Origin of the sequence: Pantoea dispersa (genome assembly GCF_035783935.1) — a bacterium.
Classification (GTDB): Bacteria; Pseudomonadota; Gammaproteobacteria; order Enterobacterales; family Enterobacteriaceae; genus Pantoea; species Pantoea dispersa_C.
Map to the genome: position 1 here is coordinate 1 of NZ_JALKOV010000019.1, position 25,134 is coordinate 25,134.

The 25,134-nt window shown below is 56.4% G+C and carries 20 protein-coding genes and 1 riboswitch; of the genes, 6 read left to right on the top strand and 14 right to left on the bottom strand.

Features of this window, described 5'->3' with window-relative positions:
* Nucleotides 1-496: 496 nt before the first annotated feature.
* Together purH and purD are read left to right on the top strand one after the other, a co-directional pair.
* A complete protein-coding gene (gene purH, locus MXF20_RS22720; RefSeq protein ID WP_325971583.1) occupies nucleotides 497-2,086 on the top strand; it encodes a bifunctional phosphoribosylaminoimidazolecarboxamide formyltransferase/IMP cyclohydrolase in 1,590 nt (529 codons plus the stop codon).
* Between the two features lie 18 nt (nucleotides 2,087-2,104).
* Complete coding sequence (gene purD / locus MXF20_RS22725; protein ID WP_325971584.1) at nucleotides 2,105-3,385, top strand: phosphoribosylamine--glycine ligase; 1,281 nt, start codon at nucleotides 2,105-2,107, stop codon at nucleotides 3,383-3,385.
* Between the two features lie 28 nt (nucleotides 3,386-3,413).
* Here the strand turns inward: purD and MXF20_RS22730 are convergent, their stop codons facing one another.
* From MXF20_RS22730 to nudC, 6 genes are all read right to left on the bottom strand, one after another.
* Entirely contained in the window at nucleotides 3,414-4,079 is a 666-nt protein-coding gene (locus MXF20_RS22730) for a DUF1481 domain-containing protein (protein ID WP_325971585.1), read from the bottom strand.
* A 68-nt stretch (nucleotides 4,080-4,147) separates the two neighbouring features.
* On the bottom strand, nucleotides 4,148-4,420 hold the full coding sequence (gene hupA, locus MXF20_RS22735; protein ID WP_006121511.1) for a nucleoid-associated protein HU-alpha: 273 nt from the start codon (nucleotides 4,418-4,420) through the stop codon (nucleotides 4,148-4,150).
* Nucleotides 4,421-4,608: 188 nt separating this feature from the next.
* Nucleotides 4,609-5,199: a YjaG family protein gene (locus tag MXF20_RS22740; protein WP_325971586.1), complete on the bottom strand. Its 591-nt coding sequence runs from the start codon at nucleotides 5,197-5,199 to the stop codon at nucleotides 4,609-4,611.
* Nucleotides 5,200-5,261: 62 nt separating this feature from the next.
* A complete protein-coding gene (gene nfi, locus MXF20_RS22745) occupies nucleotides 5,262-5,930 on the bottom strand; it encodes a deoxyribonuclease V (RefSeq protein ID WP_325971587.1) in 669 nt (222 codons plus the stop codon).
* A gap of 2 nt (nucleotides 5,931-5,932) precedes the next feature.
* On the bottom strand, nucleotides 5,933-7,000 hold the full coding sequence (gene hemE / locus MXF20_RS22750; protein ID WP_132467026.1) for a uroporphyrinogen decarboxylase: 1,068 nt from the start codon (nucleotides 6,998-7,000) through the stop codon (nucleotides 5,933-5,935).
* Between the two features lie 39 nt (nucleotides 7,001-7,039).
* Nucleotides 7,040-7,813 (bottom strand): NAD(+) diphosphatase, encoded by a 774-nt coding sequence (gene nudC / locus MXF20_RS22755; protein ID WP_325971588.1) that lies wholly within the window; start codon nucleotides 7,811-7,813, stop codon nucleotides 7,040-7,042.
* Between the two features lie 88 nt (nucleotides 7,814-7,901).
* On the opposite strand from nudC, the gene rsd reads away from it, so the two are divergent.
* The 3 genes from rsd to thiE all read left to right on the top strand — a co-directional run bounded on the left by rsd (nucleotide 7,902) and on the right by thiE (nucleotide 11,332).
* On the top strand, nucleotides 7,902-8,408 hold the full coding sequence (gene rsd, locus MXF20_RS22760) for a sigma D regulator (protein WP_325971589.1): 507 nt from the start codon (nucleotides 7,902-7,904) through the stop codon (nucleotides 8,406-8,408).
* Between the two features lie 162 nt (nucleotides 8,409-8,570).
* Nucleotides 8,571-8,671: riboswitch (TPP riboswitch) on the top strand.
* Nucleotides 8,672-8,762: 91 nt separating this feature from the next.
* Complete coding sequence (gene thiC / locus MXF20_RS22765) at nucleotides 8,763-10,685, top strand: phosphomethylpyrimidine synthase ThiC (RefSeq protein ID WP_325971590.1); 1,923 nt, start codon at nucleotides 8,763-8,765, stop codon at nucleotides 10,683-10,685.
* The gene (gene thiE, locus MXF20_RS22770; protein ID WP_325971591.1) at nucleotides 10,685-11,332 is read left to right on the top strand and encodes a thiamine phosphate synthase; all 648 of its coding nucleotides are present in this window, start codon (nucleotides 10,685-10,687) and stop codon (nucleotides 11,330-11,332) included. The genes thiC and thiE overlap by 1 nt, the downstream gene beginning before the upstream one ends.
* Before the next feature lie 162 nt (nucleotides 11,333-11,494).
* On the opposite strand, the gene MXF20_RS22775 is transcribed toward thiE, so the two are convergent.
* Complete coding sequence (locus MXF20_RS22775) at nucleotides 11,495-12,949, bottom strand: PLP-dependent aminotransferase family protein (protein WP_325971592.1); 1,455 nt, start codon at nucleotides 12,947-12,949, stop codon at nucleotides 11,495-11,497.
* 175 nt (nucleotides 12,950-13,124) lie between these two features.
* Between MXF20_RS22775 and MXF20_RS22780 the strand changes: the two genes are divergently transcribed.
* A complete protein-coding gene (locus tag MXF20_RS22780) occupies nucleotides 13,125-13,310 on the top strand; it encodes a DUF1127 domain-containing protein (protein WP_325971593.1) in 186 nt (61 codons plus the stop codon).
* A 65-nt stretch (nucleotides 13,311-13,375) separates the two neighbouring features.
* On the opposite strand, the gene rpoC is transcribed toward MXF20_RS22780, so the two are convergent.
* The 7 genes from rpoC to nusG form a co-directional block, all read right to left on the bottom strand.
* Nucleotides 13,376-17,599, bottom strand: coding sequence for a DNA-directed RNA polymerase subunit beta' (gene rpoC, locus MXF20_RS22785; RefSeq protein WP_325971594.1), 4,224 nt, complete (start codon nucleotides 17,597-17,599; stop codon nucleotides 13,376-13,378).
* Nucleotides 17,600-17,671: 72 nt separating this feature from the next.
* Nucleotides 17,672-21,700, bottom strand: a complete 4,029-nt coding sequence (gene rpoB, locus MXF20_RS22790; protein ID WP_136547956.1) for a DNA-directed RNA polymerase subunit beta — start codon at nucleotides 21,698-21,700, stop codon at nucleotides 17,672-17,674.
* Between the two features lie 326 nt (nucleotides 21,701-22,026).
* Nucleotides 22,027-22,392, bottom strand: coding sequence for a 50S ribosomal protein L7/L12 (gene rplL / locus MXF20_RS22795; protein ID WP_021508206.1), 366 nt, complete (start codon nucleotides 22,390-22,392; stop codon nucleotides 22,027-22,029).
* A 66-nt stretch (nucleotides 22,393-22,458) separates the two neighbouring features.
* Entirely contained in the window at nucleotides 22,459-22,956 is a 498-nt protein-coding gene (gene rplJ, locus MXF20_RS22800) for a 50S ribosomal protein L10 (RefSeq protein ID WP_021508207.1), read from the bottom strand.
* Nucleotides 22,957-23,303: 347 nt separating this feature from the next.
* Entirely contained in the window at nucleotides 23,304-24,008 is a 705-nt protein-coding gene (gene rplA / locus MXF20_RS22805) for a 50S ribosomal protein L1 (RefSeq protein WP_021508208.1), read from the bottom strand.
* A gap of 3 nt (nucleotides 24,009-24,011) precedes the next feature.
* Nucleotides 24,012-24,440 (bottom strand): 50S ribosomal protein L11, encoded by a 429-nt coding sequence (rplK, locus tag MXF20_RS22810; RefSeq protein WP_013507401.1) that lies wholly within the window; start codon nucleotides 24,438-24,440, stop codon nucleotides 24,012-24,014.
* A gap of 147 nt (nucleotides 24,441-24,587) precedes the next feature.
* Nucleotides 24,588-25,133 carry a transcription termination/antitermination protein NusG gene (nusG, locus tag MXF20_RS22815; RefSeq protein WP_010616908.1) on the bottom strand — a complete coding sequence of 182 codons (546 nt, stop codon included), beginning with the start codon at nucleotides 25,131-25,133 and terminating at the stop codon, nucleotides 24,588-24,590.
* Nucleotide 25,134: the final 1 nt, after the last annotated feature.

The following is a 25,134-nucleotide window of genomic DNA, read 5'->3' on the forward strand; positions in this document are numbered from 1 at the left end:
CACAGATTGTCTGATAAATTGTTAAAGAGCGGTGCGACGCGGCGTTCGGCCTGCTGTCGCGAGGTGGCGTATATTACGCTTTCCTCCTTCAGAGTCAAACACTTTTTTCAGCGTTTTTCTCCGGCGGAAGTTCTTAACGAAGCTTCCTGTCTACACCGCATTCCGTAAGTCGTTGTGCCGTGTCGATGGAGGCGCATTATAGGGAGTTGTTCGGCACGCGCAACCGCTAAATTCAATAAAAACAATCGTTCGCTGCATTCCACAGCAAAACCCCGCCTTATACCCGGTTACGCACAAAGTTATCCACATCTGCAGCCGCTAATAAATTTAGGCGAGCATCGCGCAAACGTTTTCGCTACAATGCCCCGCGACGTCAAGGATGCCCCTTTTGGGGCGTTACCTGAGGTAAATATTCTCTTCTATATATAGAGAGAGAAAGTTAAGCCTGATGTAACGCTCTTATTTACGCGAAACAAAGCCAAGGGATAAAACCACCATGCAACAACGTCGTCCTGTACGCCGCGCTCTGCTCAGTGTCTCTGACAAAGCCGGTATCCTCGAATTTGCTCAGGCCCTCTCCCATCGTGGTGTTGAGCTGCTCTCCACAGGTGGCACCGCGCGCCTGCTGGCAGATGCTGGCCTGCCCGTCACGGAAGTCTCTGACTACACCGGTTTCCCGGAAATGATGGATGGACGCGTCAAAACGCTGCACCCGAAAGTGCACGGTGGCATTCTGGGCCGTCGCGGCACCGATGATGCCATCATGGCCGAGCACGCCATCAATCCTATCGACATGGTGGTCGTTAACCTTTATCCCTTTGCCCAGACCGTGGCGAAAGCCGACTGCAGCCTGGAAGATGCCGTGGAGAACATCGATATCGGCGGTCCCACCATGGTGCGCTCGGCAGCCAAGAACCACAAAGACGTGGCGATCGTAGTGAAGAGCAGTGATTACGACGCGATCATCGCGGAGCTCGATGCCAACGATAATTCACTGACGCTGGAAACCCGTTTCGACCTGGCGATCAAAGCCTTCGAACACACCGCCGCTTACGACAGCATGATTGCCAACTACTTTGGCAGCCTGGTACCGGCCTATCACGGCGAAAGCACCGCGCCGGCCGGCCGCTTCCCGCGCACCCTGAATCTCAACTTTATTAAGAAGCAGGATATGCGTTACGGCGAGAACAGCCATCAGGACGCCGCTTTCTATATTGAAGAGCATGTCACCGAAGCGTCGGTCGCCACCGCACAGCAGCTGCAGGGCAAGGCGCTGTCTTACAACAATATTGCCGATACCGATGCGGCGCTGGAGTGCGTCAAAGAGTTCAGCGAGCCGGCCTGCGTTATCGTCAAGCACGCTAACCCATGCGGCGTCGCCGTCGGCGATTCGATTCTTGCCGCCTACGAGCGCGCTTACAAAACCGATCCGACCTCGGCGTTCGGCGGCATCATCGCCTTTAACCGCGAGCTGGATGAAGCGACCGCCCAGGCGATCATCAGCCGTCAGTTCGTGGAAGTCATCATTGCGCCATCGGCCAGTGACGCTGCGCTGCGCGTAACCGCAGCCAAACAGAACGTCCGCGTGCTGGTGTGCGGTCAGTGGCAGAGCCGCGTGGCCGGTCTCGACTTCAAACGCGTCAACGGCGGCCTGCTGGTTCAGGATCGCGATCTCGGTATGGTCGACGCCAGCCAGCTGCGCGTGGTCAGCCAACGTCAGCCGAGCGAACAGGAACTGCGTGACGCGCTGTTCTGCTGGAAAGTGGCGAAGTTCGTTAAATCCAACGCCATTGTGTATGCACGCGACAACATGACGATCGGTATTGGCGCGGGCCAGATGAGCCGCGTTTACTCCGCCAAAATTGCCGGCATCAAAGCCGCTGACGAAGGACTGGAGGTGAAGGGTTCCGCCATGGCTTCCGACGCCTTCTTCCCGTTCCGCGATGGCATTGATGCCGCAGCAGCAGTGGGCATCACCTGTGTGATCCAGCCCGGCGGTTCCATCCGCGATGATGAAGTGATTGCTGCCGCCGACGAGCACGGTATCGCGATGATCTTCACCGACATGCGTCATTTCCGCCATTAATAGCCTGGAGCCGTAACAATGAAAATTTTAGTGATTGGTAATGGTGGACGTGAACACGCGCTGGCGTGGAAAGCGGCACAGTCGCCACTGGCAGAAACCGTGTTTGTTGCGCCAGGCAACGCCGGTACCGCGCTGGAGCCGGCCCTGCAGAACGTGGCCATCAGCGCCACCGATGTTCCGGCACTGCTGGCGTTTGCGCAGCAGGAAAACATCGACCTGACCATCGTCGGGCCGGAAGCGCCGCTGGTGATTGGCGTGGTCGATGCGTTCCGCGCCGCTGGCCTGAAAATTTTTGGCCCGACGCAGGCGGCCGCGCAGCTGGAAGGTTCGAAAGCCTTCACCAAAGATTTCCTTGCCCGCCAGCAGATCCCGACGGCGGAATACCAGAACTTCACCGAGGTGGAACCGGCGCTGGCTTATCTGCGTGAGAAAGGCGCGCCGATCGTCATCAAAGCGGACGGTCTGGCCGCCGGTAAAGGCGTCATCGTCGCCATGACGCTGGCCGAGGCCGAAGCCGCGGTACAGGATATGCTGGCCGGCAATGCCTTTGGCGACGCGGGTCACCGCATCGTCATTGAAGAGTTTCTTGATGGTGAAGAAGCCAGTTTCATCGTGATGGTGGACGGCGATAATGTTCTGCCGATGGCCACCAGCCAGGATCATAAACGTGTCGGCGACGGCGACACCGGCCCCAACACCGGCGGCATGGGCGCTTACTCACCGGCACCGGTGGTGACCGATGAGATCCACCAGCGCGTCATGGATCAAATCATCTGGCCAACTGTGAACGGCATGAAAGCGGAAGGCAACACCTACACTGGCTTCCTGTACGCCGGTCTGATGATCGACAAAGCCGGCCAGCCAAAGGTGATTGAATTCAACTGCCGCTTTGGCGATCCGGAAACGCAGCCGATCATGCTGCGCCTGCAGTCGGATCTGGTTGCGCTGTGTCTCGCAGCCGTCGACGGTAAGCTCGATCAGCAGCAGTCACAGTGGGATCCGCGTCCGTCGCTCGGCGTGGTGCTGGCCGCTGGCGGTTATCCGGGCGACTATAACACGGGCGATCAGATCCACGGTCTGCCGCTGGAAGACGTACCGGACGGTAAGGTATTCCATGCCGGCACCACCCTGAAAGATGATCTGGTGGTGACCAGCGGCGGCCGCGTGCTGTGCGTGACCGCGCTGGGTGAAGATGTCGCGGCAGCGCAGAAAAATGCTTACGCGCTGGCGCAGCACATCTCATGGAACGGCAGCTTCTGCCGCCATGATATCGGTTACCGCGCGATTAACCGCAAGTAAGCTTCAGGCGGCGGCCAGCCGGTCGCCGCTAAAAATCAGCCTCTTTCGGCTGCCAGCGGCACTCATCTTCCGGCGTCGCGCGCAGCAGCTGAATGCCCTCTGGCGCTTCCAGCCATGACACCGTAAGCGGCTGTGGCTGCCCCTGCTGCTGTCGATACAGCGTCGCCAGCGTCTCACGATCGAACGCCACATTCACCAGCTGGCCTGCGCAATCACGGACCTGCGTACCGCCCTGCCAGTGGCCCTGCCGCAACAGTACCCGACCGCTCAACAGTGCATTACTCTGCGCCAGCATGCGCTGCGCGTCAAAACGGTAGAGCTCCACGCTGTCCGGGCTAACTGCTTCGCGCCGGCCGGCCAGCTGTCGCTGCATAAAATTAAGGTTGCCCTGATGGTCAAAACGCAGGGTAACGTCGTCCGGCTGCTGGCCAGTGACATGCCGTTCCACGCTCAGCAGTTTATCTGCCTGCCAGGTGTAATCGGTGGTTTCCCAGCTATCGTCATTAAAAGGCGTGTAAACAGTACGCAGATGGACGGCTTCGTGGTCGCCGTTTTTACGCCAGATTCGCACCGTGCCACGGTCAGACAGATAGCCGCTGGCAGTGAAAGCCGGAAGATCGGGAGTGGCACTGCAGCCGGTGAGTAATACACCGAGAAGGAAGGCGCAGAGGCGCTGAGGAGAGGTGTTCAGCATAGCAGGCCCCGGTAACAAAAAGGGGCGAAATCGCCCCTCTTTTAAAGCTAAACCGCGATGCGGAAAACTTACTTAACAGCGTCTTTCAGTGCTTTACCAGAGACGAACGCTGGCACGTTAGCTGCAGCGATTTTGATCTCTTTGCCGGTCTGCGGGTTGCGACCAGTACGCTCAGCGCGGTGGTTCACTTTAAAAGTACCAAAACCAACCAGTTGTACAGCATCACCTTCTTTCAGAGACTCAGTGATCGCAGCCAGGGTAGATTCCAGCGCAGCTTTAGCCTGGGTTTTAGACAGGTCCGCTTTCTCTGCGATCACATCAATCAGTTGAGTCTTGTTCATAAGTTATCCTTAAAGTGTATTTATCGCTTGCTAAGCAACGAGTGCGAGGGAAAAGCCATATTCTGGCACTCTTCAGCCTGCACGCACCGATAGCCACAATTTTCAGCCCCCCAAATGTAGACCAGACAGGGGGCTGATGTGAAGCCTCCAGGCGCGGTAATTCAGGCCTGAAGTCACGTTTTCTCGCCTTATTGCTGAAAATTTATACCGATGTTACTGATTCCGGCTTCACGCAGGTCTGCGCGCAGTCCCTTGATCAGCTCCAGGTCCCGTTCCTCGCACTCTGACAGCAGGCGAAAAATCTCCCACTGCAGGTCCCATTCGTCAATTACCGCCTGGTTGTCTCGCAGCTCTTCATCGCTCATTTCGCGACCGGCCTGAGTCATTTCGAGGATGGCCACGGTGGTAATCGACGTGCGGCTGACTTCGATGGCGTGCTCCAGCGTTTCACCGCTCAGCTGCGCGTGCAGGAGTTCACTCAGCGCCACGCAGGCATCAATTGCCGGATGCACACCGTAAACGTCGAAGTCGTCACCGTTGGGGATCGCCGCTTCCAGTTTCTCCAGTTGGCTGTCGAAATTGATTTTGGCATCCTTCACCGTCAGGCTTTCCCACACCAGGTCGAGAATGCGGCGGTAGAGCTGCGGATCGGCAAACTCGGTCTGCTGACAGAAGGCCCAATAGTTGGGGAACATCCGCTCGCACAGACAGGCCATAAAGGTCATGTGCTGCCAGCTTTCCAGCTTCGCCAGACGCAAATGGACGGGGTTCTGTAACATCAAACTTACTCTCGGTAGATTAGCTGGCGGCAGTGTACCGCAAAAGCCGCGCACAAACAGCGTTAGCGCGCATTTTGCCACTTCACAAAAGCGGGACGGCCAGACGCCACAGCATCGGCCCAGCGCGTTGGCTCCGGCAAACGGTAGCCCGCCATGCAGGCCTCCACCCAGTACAGTGCGCTATCAAGGCTGACGCGGTGACCGGTCGAGACGAACAGCGGGTTGCAGCGTGTCTTGCTGCGCCACACCCAGGCAACCTGCTCGCCTTTGTCGATCAACGGCTGGCGACTGCCCAGTGCCGCATCCAGCTCAGCGAAACGGCCGCACAGGCGCTTCTTCGCCACGCCGATGGTCGGCACATCCAGCAGCGAGCCGAAATGCGCGGCAACGCCCAGCCGGCGGGGATGAGAGATGCCATGCCCGTCGACAAACAGCAGATCGGGCCGCTGCGACAACTGCTGCCACGCCGCCTGCAGGGCTGGGATTTCGCGGAACGAGAGAAAACCGGGGATGTACGGCATGGTGGTGGCGACACGCGCGATGCGGTGCTCCACCAGCGTTAATGAAGGGTATTCGAGGATCACCAGGGCGGCGCGCGTTATCTCGCCGCCCTGTTCAAAACCGACATCGGCGCCGCCAATGAAGCGCGGCGGCAGTACGTCAAAATCATCCTGCCGCACCACGCTGGCGGCGAGCTGTACCTGTTGCTGTCGTAGTGCGGCTAAATCCATGCTTATCCCTGATGATATGGACGTGATAAACGATGCACCGCCTCCACAAACGCGCCAGCGTGCTCTGGCGGAACATCCTGATGAATTCCGTGACCAAGGTTGAAGACATGGCCTTCGCCTGCGCCAAAGCCTTCAAGAATCCCTGCCACTTCCTGCTCGATACGCGCAGGCGGTGCATACAGCATAGACGGATCCATGTTGCCCTGCAGCGCGACTTTATCGCCCACGCGGCGCCGCGCTTCGCCAATATCGGTGGTCCAGTCGAGGCCCAGCGCATCACAGCCGGTGGCCGCCATCTCTTCCAGCCACTGGCCGCCGCCTTTGGTGAACAGGGTGATGGGCACGCGACGCCCTTCGTTCTCATGCAGCACGCTGTCGACGATTTTGTGCATGTAATAGAGCGAAAACTCGCGATAGTCGCGCCCGGTCAGCACGCCGCCCCAGGTATCAAATACCATTACCGACTGCGCACCCGCTTTAATCTGCGCGTTGAGATAGAGGATCACGCTCTCCGCCAGCTTATCCAGCAGCGCGTGCAGCGTCTGCGGCTCGGCGTACATCATCTTTTTAATTTTGGTGAACGCTTTGCTACTACCGCCTTCCACCATGTAGGTTGCCAGCGTCCACGGGCTGCCGGAAAAACCGATCAGCGGCACTTCGCCTTTGAGGTTGTGACGGATGGTGCGCACCGCATTCATCACATAACCCAATTCCTGCTCCGGATCCGGCACCGGCAGCTTATCCACGTCGGCACGGCAGGTGATCGGATGGGAGAAACGCGGGCCTTCGCCGGTCTCAAAGTAGAGCCCTAAGCCCATCGCATCCGGAATAGTGAGGATATCGCTGAAGAGGATCGCCGCGTCCAGCGCATAGCGGCGCAGCGGCTGCAGGGTGACTTCGCACGCCAGCTCAGCGTTCTTACACAGCGACATAAAATCACCGGCCTCAGCGCGCGTGGCTTTGTACTCCGGCAGGTAGCGCCCGGCTTGTCGCATCATCCACACCGGGGTGATATCCACCGGCTGGCGTAACAGGGCGCGCAGATAACGATCGTTCTTCAGTTCACTCATAATAGGCTCTCTCATGCTAAGGCCGGCAGTGTAGCATTTTCACGCCGCGCTGGCGCGACACAGCGCCACCGTATCTTCAATCAGCCGGCGCGCCACGGTGCCCGGCGGCGGCAATAATGGCAGATCGTCATAGCGATACCAGCCGGCATCCAGCAGCTCTTTGCCATCGTGCTGCAGCTCGCCGCCATCGTATTCCGCCATGAATGCCATCATCAGCGAGTGCGGGAACGGCCACGGCTGTGACGTCACGTAACGCACGTTTTTCACCCGCACGTTGCTCTCTTCCATCACTTCGCGCGCCACTGCCTGCTCCAGCGTTTCACCCACTTCAACAAAACCGGCCAGCACGGTATAGATGCTGTTGCGATGGCGGGCATGGTTCGCCAGCAGAATCTCCTCGCCGCGGCGAATCGCCACAATGATGCAGGGCGCAATTTGCGGGTAGTAGCGCTCACGGCAGTGGCTGCACAGGCAGGCAAATTCGCGCTTGCTGTGCTGCATTTCATGGCCACAATAGCCGCACCAGCGATGCGAACGGTAGAACTCTGCCAGCTGCACGCCGCGCCCGGCGAGCTGAAACAGGCCGACATCTTCATCAATCAGCTGACGCACCGAAGCCATATTGTCCGGACGCGCTTCGCAAACCAGCCAGACGTTTTCACCCTGCCACTCGCCAATCACTCTGCCGTTGCTGCCGGTGAGGCCAAACTCGCCGGATAAGCCATGCGGCAGCTCGCCGCGCGGTAGCCAAAGTTTCTGCGCGGAGCTGACAATCCACCAGCCAGCGTCTACGCTTGAGATCTCACGTTGCATCTTAATCGTTGTCCTTAGCGTCAAATGGCACGCTGAAATCCTGATGTTAAGTGTGTAATGAACAACTATAACTCACCTGGAGCCCCGTATGCTTACCCAGTTAGATAACCTGACCGAGCGTGTAGGTGGCGGTAATGAATTAGTCGACTCATGGTTGCGCGCCCGTCGACAGCTGCTCGTCACCTATTACGAGTTAATTGGCATGAAGCCGAACAAAGATGCGCTGACCGCGCTGGATGAACAGGCGCTGGACGCGTTTTGCCATAGCCTGGTGGACTATCTTTCAACCGGCCACTTCAGCGTGTACGAGCGCATTATCAGCGAGATGTCTGGCGATAGCCCGATGATTGCCGCGGCGCAGATTTATCCGGCGCTGGAGGGCAACACCGAACGTCTCATGCGGTTGTACGACAGCCATCTGCAGCAGGCCATCAACGACGAAAACTGCGTGGATTTCCAGCAGGCGCTGTCGGAAGTGGGCGAAGCGCTGGAGTCGCGCTTTACGCTGGAAGACAAACTGGTTCAGCTCGCGTGGGACAATCAGCTGGCGCGCCCGCCGGTGGCCAATGACAGCACCATGGCGCGTCCGGCCTGAAGCGCTGCAGTTGTAAAAAACTTGTTATTCAGGAAAAGCCCTCTTATGCTGAGCGGGCTTTTTTACTACCTCTTCAAATGTGAAGAGCAAGCGTTTGCGATATCTGCATAGCGTGCGCAGCCCAGCATGAAAGGGCCAGCAAAGCCGCTGATATCGTAAAACATCAACTTGTCGGAGTGCCCTTAGGGGCTGAGACCGTTCATTCGGGATCCGCGGAACCTGATCAGGTTAGTACCTGCGAAGGGAACAAGAGTAGATATAACCAGCACGGTGCAGGCAGGCGCCCGGCATCGTTTCTGTTACTCCTTCCGGACTCCGGACAAGCAGCTTCCCCTTAATCACAGGAAACTTGCTATGTCTGATGCTAAAACCTCACGTCGTGAACAGCGCGCGCAGGCGCAGAAATTTATCGATTCGCTTCAGGGAACCGCCTTCCCTAACTCAAAACGTATCTGGATCAGCGGCAGCCGTGCGGACATTCGCGTACCGATGCGTGAAATTCAGCTCAGCCCGACGCACACCGGCGGCACTAAAGATCAGCCACAATACGCAGCCAATGAGCCGGTACCGGTGTATGACACCGCCGGTGCCTATGGCGATCCCCACGCGACCATTAATGTGCATCAGGGGCTGGCAACGTTGCGCGCCGGCTGGATCGCCGAACGCAACGACAGTGAAACCATCAGCACGCTCAGCTCCAGCTACAGTCAGCAGCGGCTGGCAGATGACGGGCTGGATCATTTGCGTTTTGAACACCTGCCGCAGCCGCGCCGGGCGAAAGCGGGTCGACGCGTCACGCAGCTGCATTATGCACGTCAGGGCATCATCACGCCGGAGATGGAGTTTGTCGCACTGCGCGAAAACATGGGGCGTGAGCGTATCCGCAGTAAAACGCTGTTGCAGCAGCACGCCGGTCACGGCTTTGGTGCGCAGCTGCCGGAGAATATCACTGCCGAATTCGTGCGCACTGAAGTGGCCAGCGGCCGCGCCATCATTCCTGCCAATATTAATCATCCGGAATCCGAGCCGATGATCATCGGCCGCAATTTTCTGGTGAAGGTTAACGCCAATATCGGCAACTCGGCAGTAAGTTCGTCAATTGAAGAGGAAGTGGAAAAACTGGTATGGGCTACGCGCTGGGGGGCTGATACCGTGATGGATCTGTCGACCGGCCGCTATATCCACGAAACGCGCGAGTGGATTTTGCGCAACAGCCCGGTGCCGATCGGCACGGTGCCGATTTATCAGGCGCTGGAAAAGGTCAACGGCATCGCAGAAGATCTTAACTGGGACATTTTCCGCGATACGCTGCTGGAACAGGCCGAGCAGGGCGTTGATTACTTTACGATTCACGCGGGCGTGCTGCTGCGCTATGTGCCGATGACCGCACAACGGCTGACCGGCATCGTGTCGCGCGGCGGTTCCATCATGGCGAAGTGGTGCCTGTCACATCATCAGGAAAACTTCCTCTACCAGCATTTCCGCGAAATCTGTGAAATTTGCGCCGCCTATGATGTCGCGCTGTCGCTCGGTGATGGTTTACGTCCCGGCTCGATTCAGGATGCCAATGACGAAGCCCAGTTTGCCGAACTGCGTACCTTAGGCGAGCTGACGCAAATCGCCTGGCAATATGATGTACAGGTCATGATTGAAGGTCCCGGTCACGTGCCGATGCAGATGATTCGCCGCAACATGACCGAGCAGCTGGAACACTGCCATGAAGCGCCGTTTTATACGCTGGGCCCGCTGACGACCGACATCGCACCGGGCTACGATCATTTCACCTCCGGGATTGGCGCCGCCATGATCGGCTGGTTTGGCTGCGCCATGCTGTGCTATGTCACGCCGAAGGAGCATCTTGGCCTGCCGAATAAAGAGGATGTTAAGCAGGGGCTGATTACCTACAAGATCGCGGCGCACGCTGCCGATCTGGCTAAAGGCCATCCCGGCGCGCAGATCCGCGACAACGCCATGTCGAAAGCACGCTTTGAGTTCCGCTGGGAAGATCAGTTTAATCTGGCGCTCGATCCGCACACCGCGCGGGCCTATCACGACGAAACCCTGCCGCAGGAATCCGGCAAAGTGGCCCACTTCTGCTCCATGTGCGGCCCGAAATTCTGTTCAATGAAAATCACCCAGGAAGTGCGCGAATTTGCCGCCCGCCAGCAGGCTGAAGCCCAGCCGATAGCACTGGGTATGGCGCAAATGTCCGATGCCTTCCGCAGCCGTGGCGGCGAGCTGTATCACGCCGCCGATGCCCTGAAAGAGGAAAAATAATGACTGAAGCTTTCCCTGCCACCGCGCCAAAACTGGGGCTGTATCCGGTTGTCGACAGCGTACAGTGGATTGAACGCCTGCTGGCTGCCGGCGTGCGCACCCTCCAGCTACGGATTAAAGATGGCGATGATCGCCAGATCGAAGCCGCAGTGCGCGATGCCATCGCCCTCGGCAAACAGTACGGCGCGCGGCTGTTCATCAATGACTACTGGCGTCTGGCGATTAAATACAATGCCTATGGTGTGCATCTTGGCCAGGAAGATCTCGACGTGGCCGATCTGGATGCGATCCGCCACGCCGGTTTACGTCTCGGTCTGTCGACACACGACGACGCCGAACTGGATCGCGCGCTGGCGCTGCGTCCGTCCTATATCGCGCTCGGCCACATCTTTCCGACGCAAACCAAAGAGATGCCTTCGGCGCCGCAGGGCATTGCCGAGCTGAAGCGCCATCTGGCACGGCTGCAGCATATTCCCACCGTGGCGATTGGCGGCATTTCGCTGGCGCGCGTGCCGGAGGTGCTGGCGACCGGCGTCGGCAGCATTGCCGTGGTCAGCGCGATTACCCAGGCGGAAGACTGGCAGGCGGCGACCCGCCAGCTGCTGGCGCTGGTGGAATCGCCAGCCCCGGCCGCAAAAGCACTGTAACTGACTGCAACGGTGGCAAAAACCCGTGAATGCGGCGCGCAAACCGCTGCAGTGAGGGCTGGCGCCACCAGAGACAAACGCTAAAGTGAGCCTGCCCGCTGTCGCTTGCAGTGGGCCAGGGCTGGCTTCCCCGACTCTCTATCCGGCCCTGCCTTTCCACCGTTATTCTGTCAGGGAGGTGATATGGCGCGTTTCCGCACTGCAGGCCTGCATCGCACGCTCCACGGCTGCGCCAAGGCTGGCAATCGCCTGCTCGGTCTGCTCGTTCATTGGCAGGCCATAGTTGAGGCGCAGACAGTTGCGGTATTTACCTGCCGCCGAAAACAGCGATCCAACCGCCACCTGGATTTTCAGCTCCCGCAGCTCCGCATTCAGCCGCACCGCATCGAAGGCTTCCGGCAGCTCAATCCACATCAGGAAACTGCCCTGCGGCCGCGAGACGCAAATGCCACAGGGAAAGTAGTGGCGCACCCAGCAACTAAACGTCTCATAGTTACGCTGATACACCTGGCGCATGCGGCGCAAATGCGGCAGGTAATAGCCCTGGCGGATAAACTCCGCGACCGCATACTGCGGCTGCGTGGCCGTCGAACCGGTGCCGATATATTTCATGTGCAGCACGCGATCGCGATAACGCCCCGGCGCGACCCAGCCGACGCGCAAGCCGGGCGCCAGGGTTTTGGAAAACGAACTGCACAACAGCACGCGGCCATCCATATCCAGCGATTTGATGGTGATCGGACGCGGATACTCCCACGCCAGCTCGCCGTAGACATCATCTTCAATGATCGCTGCGTCAAAGCGCTGCGTCAGCGTCAGCAGCGCGCGCTTACGCGCTTCCGGCATAATAAACCCGAGCGGATTATTGCAGTTGGGTACCACCACCACCGCTTTGATTGGCCACTGCTCAAACGCCAGCTCCAGCGCCTCAAGGCTGATCCCGCTGACCGCATCGGTCGGGATTTCAATCGCGCGAATGCCCAGACCGCGCAGCGTCTGCATGGTGCCGTGAAACGCCGGCGACTCGACGGCAATGATATCGCCGGGCTCGCACACGGCGCGGATCGACACCGACAGCGCTTCATGGCAGCCGGTGGTGATGACAATCTCTTCTGCCGTCAGCTGACAGCCGCTGTCAATCGCCAGCCGCGCCACCTGCTCGCGCAGCGCCGTCACGCCGAGCAGACTGTCGTAATTCAGCTGATCAATGTCCTGTTTCTGCGCCAGGCGGCCCATGATTTTCCACAGCGGCTTCAGCGTCGGCTGGGTCAAATCCGGCATGCCGCTGCCCAGCTGCAGCACGTCGCCACTGATGCGGCTGCTCAGCAGTTCCAGCACCGACTCCCATTGGGTGATCTCTACCGGACGCTGTACGGGCCGGGTCATCGCCGGCACCGGCGGCGTGGCTTTACGGGTAGCGACAAAATAGCCGGAACGCGGTTGCGGCACGATCAGCTGCTTCTCTTCCAGCAGATGATAAGCCTGCTGCACGGTGCTGATGCTGACGCCGTGCTCAATGCTCAGCGTACGCACCGAGGGCAAGCGTTCGCCGCTGCGATACAGCCCCTGCTCGATACGGTCTGAAAGCAGACAGGCCAGATGTTGATAGCGCGTCATTGTGTGCCTCGCTGCGTTAACGGTGATCAAAAATCAGTACAGATGATGCCTATTTCTACCATTCAGATCGCCACGGGCGCAATCTGTATGTTAAACATAAGTGATTTTTGAATCTGTATTGAATTAGCCTTCAGAGGGAAAATGTCACTCAGACATCATACTGAGGGCTGAGATTATGGAATTCGATCAGAACCGGGCGGCAAAACCGTTCAATGTAACCTTACTGGATATCTTTCGCGGTGGCCTGCGCGCAATCAAACGCTGGCAGGCCAGACGGGAAACGCGGGAAATTCTCTCGCACCTGAGCGATGCACAGCTGCGCGACATCGGGCTGACACGTCAGGATATTAACCAGAAATAACGCGGATTTCAGACGAAAAAAAACCCTGCCGAGGCAGGGTTTTTTATGGTCAGCAGAGCAGACGATTATTCGTCGTCGCTACCGCCCAGACCGGCGTTCAGCAGTTCAGCCAGGCTGGCAGAGGCTTCATCCGCAGTCACCTGCGGTGCAACCGGTGCTTCACCCGCCTGACGGCGACGCATACGATCCTGGTGGTAAGCATAACCAGTACCGGCCGGGATCAGACGACCCACGATAACGTTCTCTTTCAGGCCGCGCAGTTCGTCGCGCTTGCCTGCTACCGCTGCTTCGGTCAGGACACGAGTGGTCTCCTGGAACGATGCCGCAGAGATGAACGATTCGGTTGCCAGTGACGCTTTGGTAATACCCAGCAGGTCGCGCATGTACGTCGCGCCGATTTTGCCGTTCGCTTCCAGATCGCGGTTGGAGATCTTGATACGAGAGACTTCCGCCTGCTCGCCTTCGAGGAACTCCGAGCTACCCGCGTTCATGATGGTCGCTTTACGCAGCATCTGACGCACGATGACTTCGATGTGCTTATCGTTAATCTTAACGCCCTGCAGGCGGTAAACTTCCTGCACTTCGTTAGTGATGTAACGGGTCACAGCATGGACGCCACGCAGACGCAGGATGTCGTGCGGAGACTCTGGGCCGTCGGAAACGACGTCACCACGTTCTACACGCTCACCTTCGAATACGTTGAGCTGACGCCATTTCGGAATCATCTCTTCATACGGATCGCTACCGTCAACCGGGGTGATTACCAGACGACGCTTGCCTTTGGTCTCTTTACCGAAGGAGATGATACCGCTGATCTCCGCCAGAATGGCTGGCTCTTTCGGACGACGCGCTTCGAACAGGTCAGCAACGCGCGGCAGACCACCGGTGATGTCCTTGGTACCGCCAGATTCCTGCGGAACACGCGCCAGGGTATCACCCGAGCTGATCTTCACGCCATCTTCCAGCTGCACAATCGCTTTACCTGGCAGGAAGTACTGTGCCGGCATGTCGGTGCCCGGGATCAGTACGTCGTTACCGTTAGCATCAACGATTTTCAGTGCCGGACGCAGGTCTTTACCACCGGCAGTACGCTCAGCAGAATCCAGAACCACCAGCGATGACAGACCGGTAAGGTCGTCAGTCTGACGGGTAATGGTCTGGCCGTCGATCATGTCGGTGAAGCGGATGAAACCGCCCACTTCGGTGATAACCGGCATGGTGTGTGGATCCCAGTTTGCAACGGTTTCGCCCGCAGCAACCTGCTCGCCATCACCTTTCGCCATGACCGCACCGTAAGGCACTTTATAGCTCTCTTTGGTACGACCGAACTCGTCGATCATCTTCAGCTCAACGTTACGCGAGACGATAACCAGTTTCCCGGAGGAGTTGGTTACTGACTTGGCGTTGGTCAGCTTGATAGTACCTTTGTTCTTCACCTGAATGCTGGATTCCGCTGCCGCACGCGATGCCGCACCACCGATGTGGAAGGTACGCATGGTCAGCTGGGTACCCGGCTCACCGATGGACTGTGCTGCGATAACGCCGATGGCCTCACCTTTGTTGATGATGTGACCACGTGCCAGATCGCGACCGTAGCAGTGTGCACACACACCGAAGTCGGTTTCACAGCTCACCACGGAACGCACTTTAATCGCGTCCACGGAGTTCAGTTCAACCACGTCACACCAGTGCTCATCGATCAGGGTGTTACGCGGGATCAGGATGTCCGCCGTGCCCGGCTTCAGCACGTCTTCTGCCGTCACACGACCCAGTACACGCTCACGCAGTGGCTCTTTAACGTCGCCACCTTCGATGACCGGGGTCATCATGATGCCTTCGAATGTGCCACAGTCGTCTTCGGTGACCACCAGGTCCTGCGCTACGTCTACCAGACGACGAGTCAGGTAACCGGAGTTCGCGGTTTTCAGTGCGGTATCGGCCAGACCTTTACGCGCACCGTGCGTCGAGATGAAGTACTGGAGTACGTTCAGACCTTCACGGAAGTTCGCGGTGATCGGCGTCTCGATGATGGAGCCATCTGGCTTCGCCATCAGACCACGCATACCTGCCAGCTGACGAATCTGTGCTGCAGAACCACGCGCACCGGAGTCGGCCATCATGTAGATGCTGTTGAACGAAACCTGCTGCTCTTCTTCGCCGTGACGGTTGATCACGGTTTCGGTCTGCAGGTTATCCATCATCGCTTTGGATACGCGTTCGTTGGCCGCGGCCCAGATATCGATGACTTTGTTGTAACGTTCGCCTGCGGTAACCAGACCAGACTGGAACTGCTCCTGAATCTCGGCCACTTCCGCTTCGGCTTCCGCAATGATTTCTGCTTTCTTGGCAGGAATCACCATGTCGTCGATACCGACTGAAGCACCTGAACGGGCTGCATAGGCAAAACCGGTGTACATGGTCTGGTCAGCAAAGATAACGGTCGGCTTCAGGCCCAGGATGCGGTAACAGGTGTTCAGCATCTTGGAGATCGCTTTCTTACCCAGCGCCTGGTTGACGATGGAGTAAGGCAGGCCTTTCGGCACGATCATCCACAGGATCGCACGACCAATGGTGGTGTCGATCAGGCTGGTTTTCGCAACGAGCTCTTCCTGCTCATTTTTGCTGTACTCAGTGATACGCACTTTAACGCGTGCATGCAGCTCGGCCTGGCCAGCGCGGTAAACACGCTCAGCTTCTTTCGGGCCGGTCAGCACCATGCCTTCGCCTCTGGCGTTCACTTTGTCACGGGTCATGTAGTACAGACCCAGAACAACGTCCTGTGAAGGAACGATGATTGGCTCGCCGTTCGCTGGAGACAGAATGTTGTTGGTAGACATCATCAGCGCACGCGCTTCCAGCTGGGCTTCCAGCGTCAGCGGTACGTGAACAGCCATCTGGTCACCATCGAAGTCGGCGTTATATGCCGCACACACCAGCGGGTGCAGCTGGATCGCTTTACCTTCGATCAGAACCGGTTCAAACGCCTGGATACCCAGACGGTGCAGGGTTGGTGCACGGTTCAGCAGTACCGGGTGTTCGCGAATCACTTCATCCAGGATATCCCAGACGACCGCTTCTTCGCGCTCAACCATTTTCTTGGCCGCTTTAATGGTGGTCGCGAGGCCACGCAGTTCCAGCTTGCCGTAGATGAACGGTTTGAACAGCTCCAGTGCCATTTTCTTCGGCAGACCGCACTGATGCAGACGCAGGTATGGACCCACGGTGATAACCGAACGACCAGAGTAGTCAACACGTTTACCCAGCAGGTTCTGACGGAAACGACCCTGCTTACCTTTGATCATGTCGGCCAAAGATTTCAGAGGACGCTTGTTAGAACCGGTGATGGCACGACCGCGACGGCCGTTATCCAGCAGGGCATCTACCGCTTCCTGCAGCATACGTTTTTCGTTACGTACGATGATATCTGGCGCAGCCAGATCCAGCAGACGCTTCAGACGGTTGTTACGGTTGATCACGCGACGATACAGATCGTTCAGATCCGACGTAGCGAAACGACCGCCGTCCAGCGGTACCAGCGGACGCAGATCTGGCGGCAGCACCGGCAGAACGGTCAGGATCATCCACTCTGGCTTGTTGCCAGACTGCACGAACGCTTCCAGCAGCTTGATACGCTTGGTCAGCTTTTTACGTTTGGTCTCAGAGTTGGTTTCGTTCAGCTCTTCACGCAGCTGCTCGCACTCCTGCTCCAGATCCATATTTTTCAGCAGCGCCTGGATAGCTTCCGCACCCATCTTCGCGTCGAATTCGTCACCGAACTCTTCCAGCGCGTCAAGGTACTGCTCTTCGGTCAGAATCTGACGTTTTTCCAGGTTGGTCATGCCGCCTTCGACCACAACATAAGATTCGAAGTACAGCACGCGCTCGATGTCACGCAGCGGCATATCCAGCAGCAAACCGATGCGGGACGGCAGTGATTTCAGGAACCAGATGTGCGCGGTCGGCGAAGCCAGTTCGATGTGGCCCATACGCTCACGACGCACTTTGGTCTGCGTGACTTCAACGCCACACTTCTCACAGATCACGCCACGGTGTTTCAGACGCTTGTACTTACCGCACAGGCATTCGTAATCTTTTACCGGTCCGAAAATACGGGCACAGAAAAGACCGTCACGCTCCGGCTTGAAGGTACGGTAGTTAATGGTTTCCGGCTTTTTAACTTCACCGAAAGACCAGGAACGGATCATGTCTGGCGAAGCCAGCGCAATTTTGATCGCATCAAACTCTTCGGTTTTAGTTTGCGCTTTCAGAAACTTAAGTAAGTCTTTCACGGATTAGCTCCCGTCGGAGTGGAACTCTCAGGGACGCGCCAGGCGCGTCCCATAACCAGTACTTGCGAGTGCTTACTCGTCTTCCAGCTCGATGTTGATACCCAGCGAGCGAATCTCTTTCAACAGTACGTTGAAGGATTCCGGCATGCCCGGTTCCATCTGATGATTGCCGTCAACGATGTTTTTATACATCTTGGTACGGCCGTTGACGTCATCAGACTTAACGGTAAGCATTTCCTGCAGGGTATACGCGGCACCGTATGCTTCCAGTGCCCACACTTCCATCTCACCGAAGCGCTGACCACCGAACTGCGCCTTACCACCCAGCGGCTGCTGCGTAACCAGACTGTAAGAGCCGGTAGAACGGGCGTGCATCTTGTCGTCGACCAGGTGGTTCAGTTTCAGCATGTACATGTAACCTACGGTTACCTGACGCTCAAACTGCTCACCGGTACGGCCGTCGAACAGGGTGATCTGACCGGAAGAAGGCAGACCGCCGAGCTGCAGCAGCTCTTTGATTTCGCTCTCTTTCGCACCGTCGAACACTGGCGTTGCGATTGGCATACCTTTTTTCAGGTTCTCTGCCAGACGCAGCACTTCGTCGTCCGAGAAGGTGTTCAGGTCAACTTTCTGACGCACATCGGTGCCCAGATCGTAAGCACGCTGGATGAACTCACGCAGTTTGGCGACTTCTTCCTGCTTCTTCAGCATCGCATTGATTTTCTCACCAATGCCTTTCGCCGCCATACCCAGGTGGGTTTCCAGAATCTGACCGATGTTCATACGCGATGGTACGCCCAGCGGGTTCAGTACGATGTCGACCGGCGTACCGTTCTCATCGTATGGCATGTCTTCGATTGGGTTGATCTTCGAGATAACACCTTTGTTACCGTGACGACCCGCCATTTTGTCACCAGGCTGAATCTGACGCTTAACGGCCAGATACACCTTGACGATTTTCAGCACGCCCGGTGCCAGATCGTCGCCCTGGGTGATCTTGCGACGCTTCGCTTCGAGTTTCTTCTCAAACTCGTGCTTCAGCTCGTCATACTGCTCAGCCAGCTGCTCCAGCGCGTTCTGCTTCTCTTCGTCGGTCAGACCGAGTTCCAGCCAGCGCTCACGTGGCAGCTTGTCCAGTTTCTCCGCTTCCACGCCACCTGAAATCAGGACGGCCTGGATACGGCTGAACAGGCCCGCTTCGAGGATCTGCAGTTCTTCAGACAGGTCTTTTTTCGCCTGCTTCAGCTGCATCTCTTCGATTTCCAGCGCGCGCTTGTCTTTTTCCACGCCATCGCGGGTGAAGACCTGTACGTCGATAACCGTACCGGAAACGCCGTTTGGCACGCGCAGTGACGAATCTTTCACGTCAGAGGCTTTTTCACCGAAGATTGCACGCAGCAGTTTCTCTTCTGGCGTCAGCTGGGTTTCACCTTTCGGCGTGACCTTGCCTACCAGAATGTCGCCACCGGTCACTTCCGCACCGATATACACGATGCCGGATTCATCCAGTTTGGAGAGCGCAGCTTCACCCACGTTCGGGATGTCAGCGGTGATCTCTTCCGGCCCCAGTTTGGTGTCACGCGACACACAAGCCAGTTCCTGAATGTGGATGGTGGTGAAACGGTCTTCCTGCACAACACGCTCAGAAACGAGGATGGAGTCTTCGAAGTTGTAACCGTTCCATGGCATGAACGCCACGCGCATGTTCTGACCCAGCGCCAGCTCACCGAGGTCGGTAGACGGGCCGTCAGCCAGCACGTCGCCACGCTCGATAGGTTCACCCAGAGAGACACACGGCATCTGGTTGATGCAGGTGTTCTGGTTAGAACGGGTGTACTTGGTCAGGTTGTAGATGTCGATACCTGCTTCGCCCGGATACATCTCGTCTTCGTTAACTTTGATAACGATACGTGACGCATCAACGTACTGCACGGTACCACCACGTTTCGCGACGGCAGTTACACCGGAGTCGACCGCAACAGCACGTTCCATACCGGTACCAACCAGCGGCTTGTCAGCACGCAGGGTAGGTACAGCCTGACGTTGCATGTTCGCACCCATCAGGGCGCGGTTAGCATCATCGTGCTCCAGGAATGGAATCAGGGACGCACCGACAGAAACCACCTGCTGGGTGGAAACGTCCATGTAGTCAACCTGATCGCGGCTGAACAGGCTCGATTCACCTTTGCTACGGCAGGTGACGAGATCGTCAACAAAGCTGCCGTCATCGGCGAGGTTGGTGTTCGCCTGAGCGATAACGTAGTTACCCTCTTCGATTGCAGAGAGGTAATGAATTTCATCACTCACTTTACCGTCAACCACGCGGCGGTACGGCGTTTCGAGGAAGCCGTATTCGTTCGTCTGCGCGTAAACAGAGAGTGAGTTGATCAGACCGATGTTCGGACCTTCCGGGGTTTCGATTGGACATACGCGACCGTAGTGAGTCGGGTGTACGTCACGCACTTCGAAGCCGGCACGTTCACGGGTCAGACCGCCTGGGCCCAGAGCAGAGATACGACGTTTGTGCGTAATCTCAGACAGCGGGTTGTTCTGGTCCATAAACTGGGACAGCTGGCTGGAACCAAAGAACTCTTTCACCGCGGCCGAAATTGGCTTGGCGTTGATCATGTCCTGTGGCATCAGCGTGTCGAGGTCGCCCAGAGAGAGACGCTCTTTCACAGCACGCTCTACGCGCACCAGGCCAACGCGGAACTGGTTTTCCGCCATTTCGCCGACGGAACGGATACGACGGTTACCGAGGTGGTCGATATCATCCACTTCGCCAATACCGTTACGGATACCGATGAGCTTCTTCATCACTTCAATGATGTCGTCTTTGCTCAGGATACCGGAACCTTCGATCTCGTCACGCAGCAGAGAACGGTTGAACTTCATGCGGCCAACGGCCGACAGATCGTAACGATCTTCAGAGAAGAACAGGTTCTCGAACAGGTTTTCTGCGGCTTCACGCGTTGGCGGCTCGCCAGGACGCATCATGCGGTAGATCTCAACCAGCGCGCTCAGGCGATCGTTGGTTGGGTCAACGCGCAGCGTCTCAGAAATGTACGGGCCGTGATCCAGGTCGTTGGTGAACAGTGTTTCGATGCGTTTGTGACCGGACTGGCTCAGTTTCGCCAGCAGATCCAGTGACAGCTCCATGTTCGCCGGCACGATCAGCTCACCGGTGTTCAGATCGATGTAATCTTTCGCGACCACTTTGCCCGCGATGTACTCGACCGGCACTTCGATGTGCTGAATGTTGTCTTTTTCCAGCTGACGGATGTGGCGCGCAGTAATGCGACGACCTTTCTCAACGTAGACCGTGCCGTTGGCTTCGATATCGAAGGAGGCGGTTTCACCACGCAGGCGCTCAGGCACCAGTTCCATCTGCAGCTTGTTGTCGCGGATTTCAAACACCACTTTTTCGAAGAACAGATCAAGAATCTGCTCAGTGGTGAAATCCAGCGCGCGCAGGATGATACTGGCCGGCAGCTTACGACGACGGTCAATACGGACGAACAGGTTGTCTTTCGGGTCAAACTCGAAGTCGAGCCATGAACCGCGGTAAGGGATGATACGTGCGTTATACAGCACTTTACCGGAAGAGTGCGTTTTACCCTTATCGCTGTCAAAGAATACGCCAGGACTACGATGCAGCTGAGAAACGATAACACGCTCAGTACCATTGATGACAAAGGTACCGTTATCGGTCATGAGCGGAATTTCGCCCATGTACACTTCTTGTTCTTTGATGTCTTTTACGGTGCCTTCCGGCGCTTCGCGCTCGTAGATCACCAGACGCAGTTTAACGCGCAGCGGTGCGGAGTACGTCACGCCACGGATCTGACATTCAGTCACGTCAAACACCGGCTCACCCAGACGGTAGCTGACATACTGCAACTCAGAGTTGCCGCTGTAGCTCGCGATTGGGAACACGGAACGGAAGGCTGCTTCCAGACCGTACTGGCCTTCGGGATCTTGCTCGATAAACTTCTGGAACGAGTCAAGCTGGATAGAAAGGAGATAAGGCACATCCAGTACTTGTGGACGTTTACCAAAATCCTTACGAATACGTTTTTTCTCGGTATAGGAGTAAACCATAGGGTTCCTCAGCTAGCTGACAAGTCGACCCACGCTGTCCGTCCTGACGGGACAGTTCATGCAACACTATTTTGTTTTTCATGCGATGCGCGGCACCCCATGCAATACATCTTTCTATCACTCTTAAATCATTTCATCGCCGTTGCGCAGGCAGGGAACCCTCACAGGAAAGCGGTATATTAAGTCGTCGATAGAAAAAGATATTGAAGAGGAACAATGGACAAACAGTGCGAAACGCCATCGTTCCCCTGTAGCGCAAAAAGGCTGGTGACCAAAAAGTCACCAGCCATCAGTCTGTTTACGCAGACTGCAACCCGAGGGTTGTCTTACTTAACTTCAACTTCAGCGCCAGCTTCTTTCAGAGCAGCTTCAAGTGCAGCTGCGTCGTCTTTGCTGATGCCTTCTTTGATTGCAGCTGGAGCAGCTTCAACCAGGTCTTTAGCTTCTTTCAGGCCCAGACCAGTTGCGCCACGAACGGCTTTGATTACAGCAACTTTGTTCGCGCCAGCAGCTTTCAGGATAACGTCGAATTCAGTTTTCTCTTCAACAGCTTCAGCCGGGCCAGCAGCAACAGCTACAGCAGCAGCAGCAGAAACGCCGAATTTTTCTTCCATAGCAGAAACCAGCTCAACTACTTCCATTACGGACATAGCTGCAACGGCTTCCAGGATTTGATCTTTAGTGATAGACATGACAATTGTTCCTAAGAATCAGTAAAAGTTTATACGTTAGCAAGTACGAAGAAAAAGAATCTGGCCTTAAGCCGCTTCTTTCGCGTCGCGAACAGCAGCCAGAGTGCGGACCAGCTTGCCAGCAGCAGCTTCTTTCATGGTCGACATCAGACGTGCCAGTGCTTCTTCGTAAGTCGGCAGCGTTGCCAGACGGTCAATTTGTGCCGCCGGGATCAGCTCACCTTCAAAGGCTGCAGCTTTGACCTCAAAGTTTGCATTCGCTTTCGCGAACTCTTTGAACAGACGAGCAGCAGCGCCCGGGTGTTCCATAGAGTATGCAATCAGGGTCGGACCAACAAACGTGTCTTTCAGGCACTCGAATGGAGTACCTTCAACGACGCGGCGCAGCAGGGTGTTACGAACAACACGCATGTAGACGCCAGCTTCACGACCTGCTTTACGCAGTTCAGTCATTTTATCAACGGTAACGCCACGGGAATCCGCAACAACCGCTGAAAGCGCGCCTTTGGCTACTTCGCTAACTTCAGCAACAATTGCTTGTTTGCCTTGAAGATTTAATGCCATTAGCTTTGCTCCTGGATTTGACCGGGAAAATTTCCCGGAACTCACTTCACTTACACACCCGAAGGCCGTAAGCGCGTTACACGGTGAGCAGAATCCAGTGAAGAAAAAATTCTTTTTGGTTCTGTCACCGTCTACGCAGGATATTAAGCATCACTTCCGAAGAGGTTCTGCTCCTGCGGTCTTGGACGGAGGCCAGGATCAGGCCTGGCTCCAACCTTAGTCGCTGAATGAAAAGGGGTTTAGACCTTTGCATGCCGCGACTATGAATTTGGGTTCTGGATTGACGCATCAACCAGAACAACGGGCGTAAGATTCTAGATGAATTTTTCGCCCGTTACAAGCAGCAATTAGTTTGCTGCTGCGTTCAGACCAGCCTGGTCAACGGCAACGCCGGCGCCCATGGTGGTAGAGATGCTGACTTTCTTGATGTACACGCCTTTCGCCTGAGCAGGTTTAGCTTTTTTCAGCGCAACCAGCAGAGATTCCAGGTTTTCTTTCAGTTTGTCAGCATCGAAGTCCACTTTACCGATGGTGGTGTGGATGATGCCGTTTTTGTCGTTACGGTAACGAACCTGACCCGCTTTAGCGTTTTTCACAGCTTCAGCAACGTTAGGAGTTACGGTACCAACTTTCGGGTTTGGCATCAGACCACGTGGGCCCAGAACCTGGCCCAGCTGGCCAACAACGCGCATTGCATCCGGAGAAGCAATAACAACGTCAAAGTTCATTTCGCCTTTCTTGATCTGATCAGCCAGATCTTCCATACCTACCAGCTCAGCGCCAGCTGCTTTAGCAGCTTCAGCGTTTGCGCCCTGGGTAAAGACGGCAACACGTACTGAACGACCAGTACCGTGTGGCAGAACGGTCGCACCGCGTACGTTCTGGTCAGATTTACGTGCATCGATGCCGAGGTTAACAGCAACGTCCACGCTCTCTACGAATTTAGCGGTAGCCAGTTCTTTCAGCAGAGCAACAGCTTCGTTGATGTCATACTGTTTAGTCGCATCAACTTTGTCACGGATCACGCGCATGCGCTTGGTCAGCTTAGCCATTTCTTAGTCCTCCACTACCAGGCCCATGGAACGAGCAGTACCTTCGATAGAGCGAGTCATCGCTTCTACGTCAGCACCAGTCATGTCCGCAGCTTTGGTTTCTGCGATTTCACGTACCTGAGCACGAGTTACTTTACCGACTTTATCTTTGTTCGGCTTACCAGAACCAGACTTGATGCCTGCTGCTTTTTTCAGCAGGACGGCAGCCGGAGGCGTTTTGGTAACGAAGGTGAAAGAACGGTCGCTGTATACGGTGATAACGACTGGAGTCGGCAGACCTTTTTCCAGTGATTCTGTTTTGGCGTTGAACGCTTTACAGAATTCCATGATGTTAACACCCTGCTGACCCAGAGCCGGACCAACTGGTGGGCTCGGGTTAGCCATACCAGCTGCAACCTGCAGCTTGACGTAGGCTTGTACTTTCTTGGCCATGATATTTCCTCTATTGGGTATAGCGCCTGGCGAACAGGCTCCCCGTGATAACGATTTACACGCTGTTGCCAGCGCATAAAAACAAAAGGCGCGAAATTATAGGTAAATTTCGCGCCTTCCGCAAGAGCTAAAAAGTGAACAAAAGGCTTAGCCTTTCTCCACCTGAGCAAAGTCGAGTTCTACCGGCGTTGCACGGCCGAAGATAGAAACAGAAACCTTCAGGCGGCTCTTCTCGTAATCCACTTCTTCGACCACACCGTTGAAGTCGGCAAACGGGCCGTCGTTGACACGCACCATCTCGCCTGGCTCGAACAGCGTTTTCGGACGCGGCTTGTCACCCACCTGCTGCAGGCGGTTCATGATCGCATCCACTTCTTTATCACTGATCGGTGCCGGACGGTCAGAGGTACCACCAATGAAGCCCATTACACGCGGTACACTGCGCACTAAGTGCCAGCTGGCGTCATTCATCACCATCTGGACCAGTACGTAACCAGGGAAGAATTTGCGTTCGCTTTTGCGACGCTGGCCGCCACGGATTTCCACGACTTCTTCAGTCGGCACCATGACTTCGCCAAACAGTTCTTCCATGTTGTGCAGTTTGATATGCTCTTGCAGCGACTTGGCTACGCGGGCTTCAAAACCGGAAAACGCCTGAACGACGTACCAGCGTTTTTTTGGAGCTTCAGACATC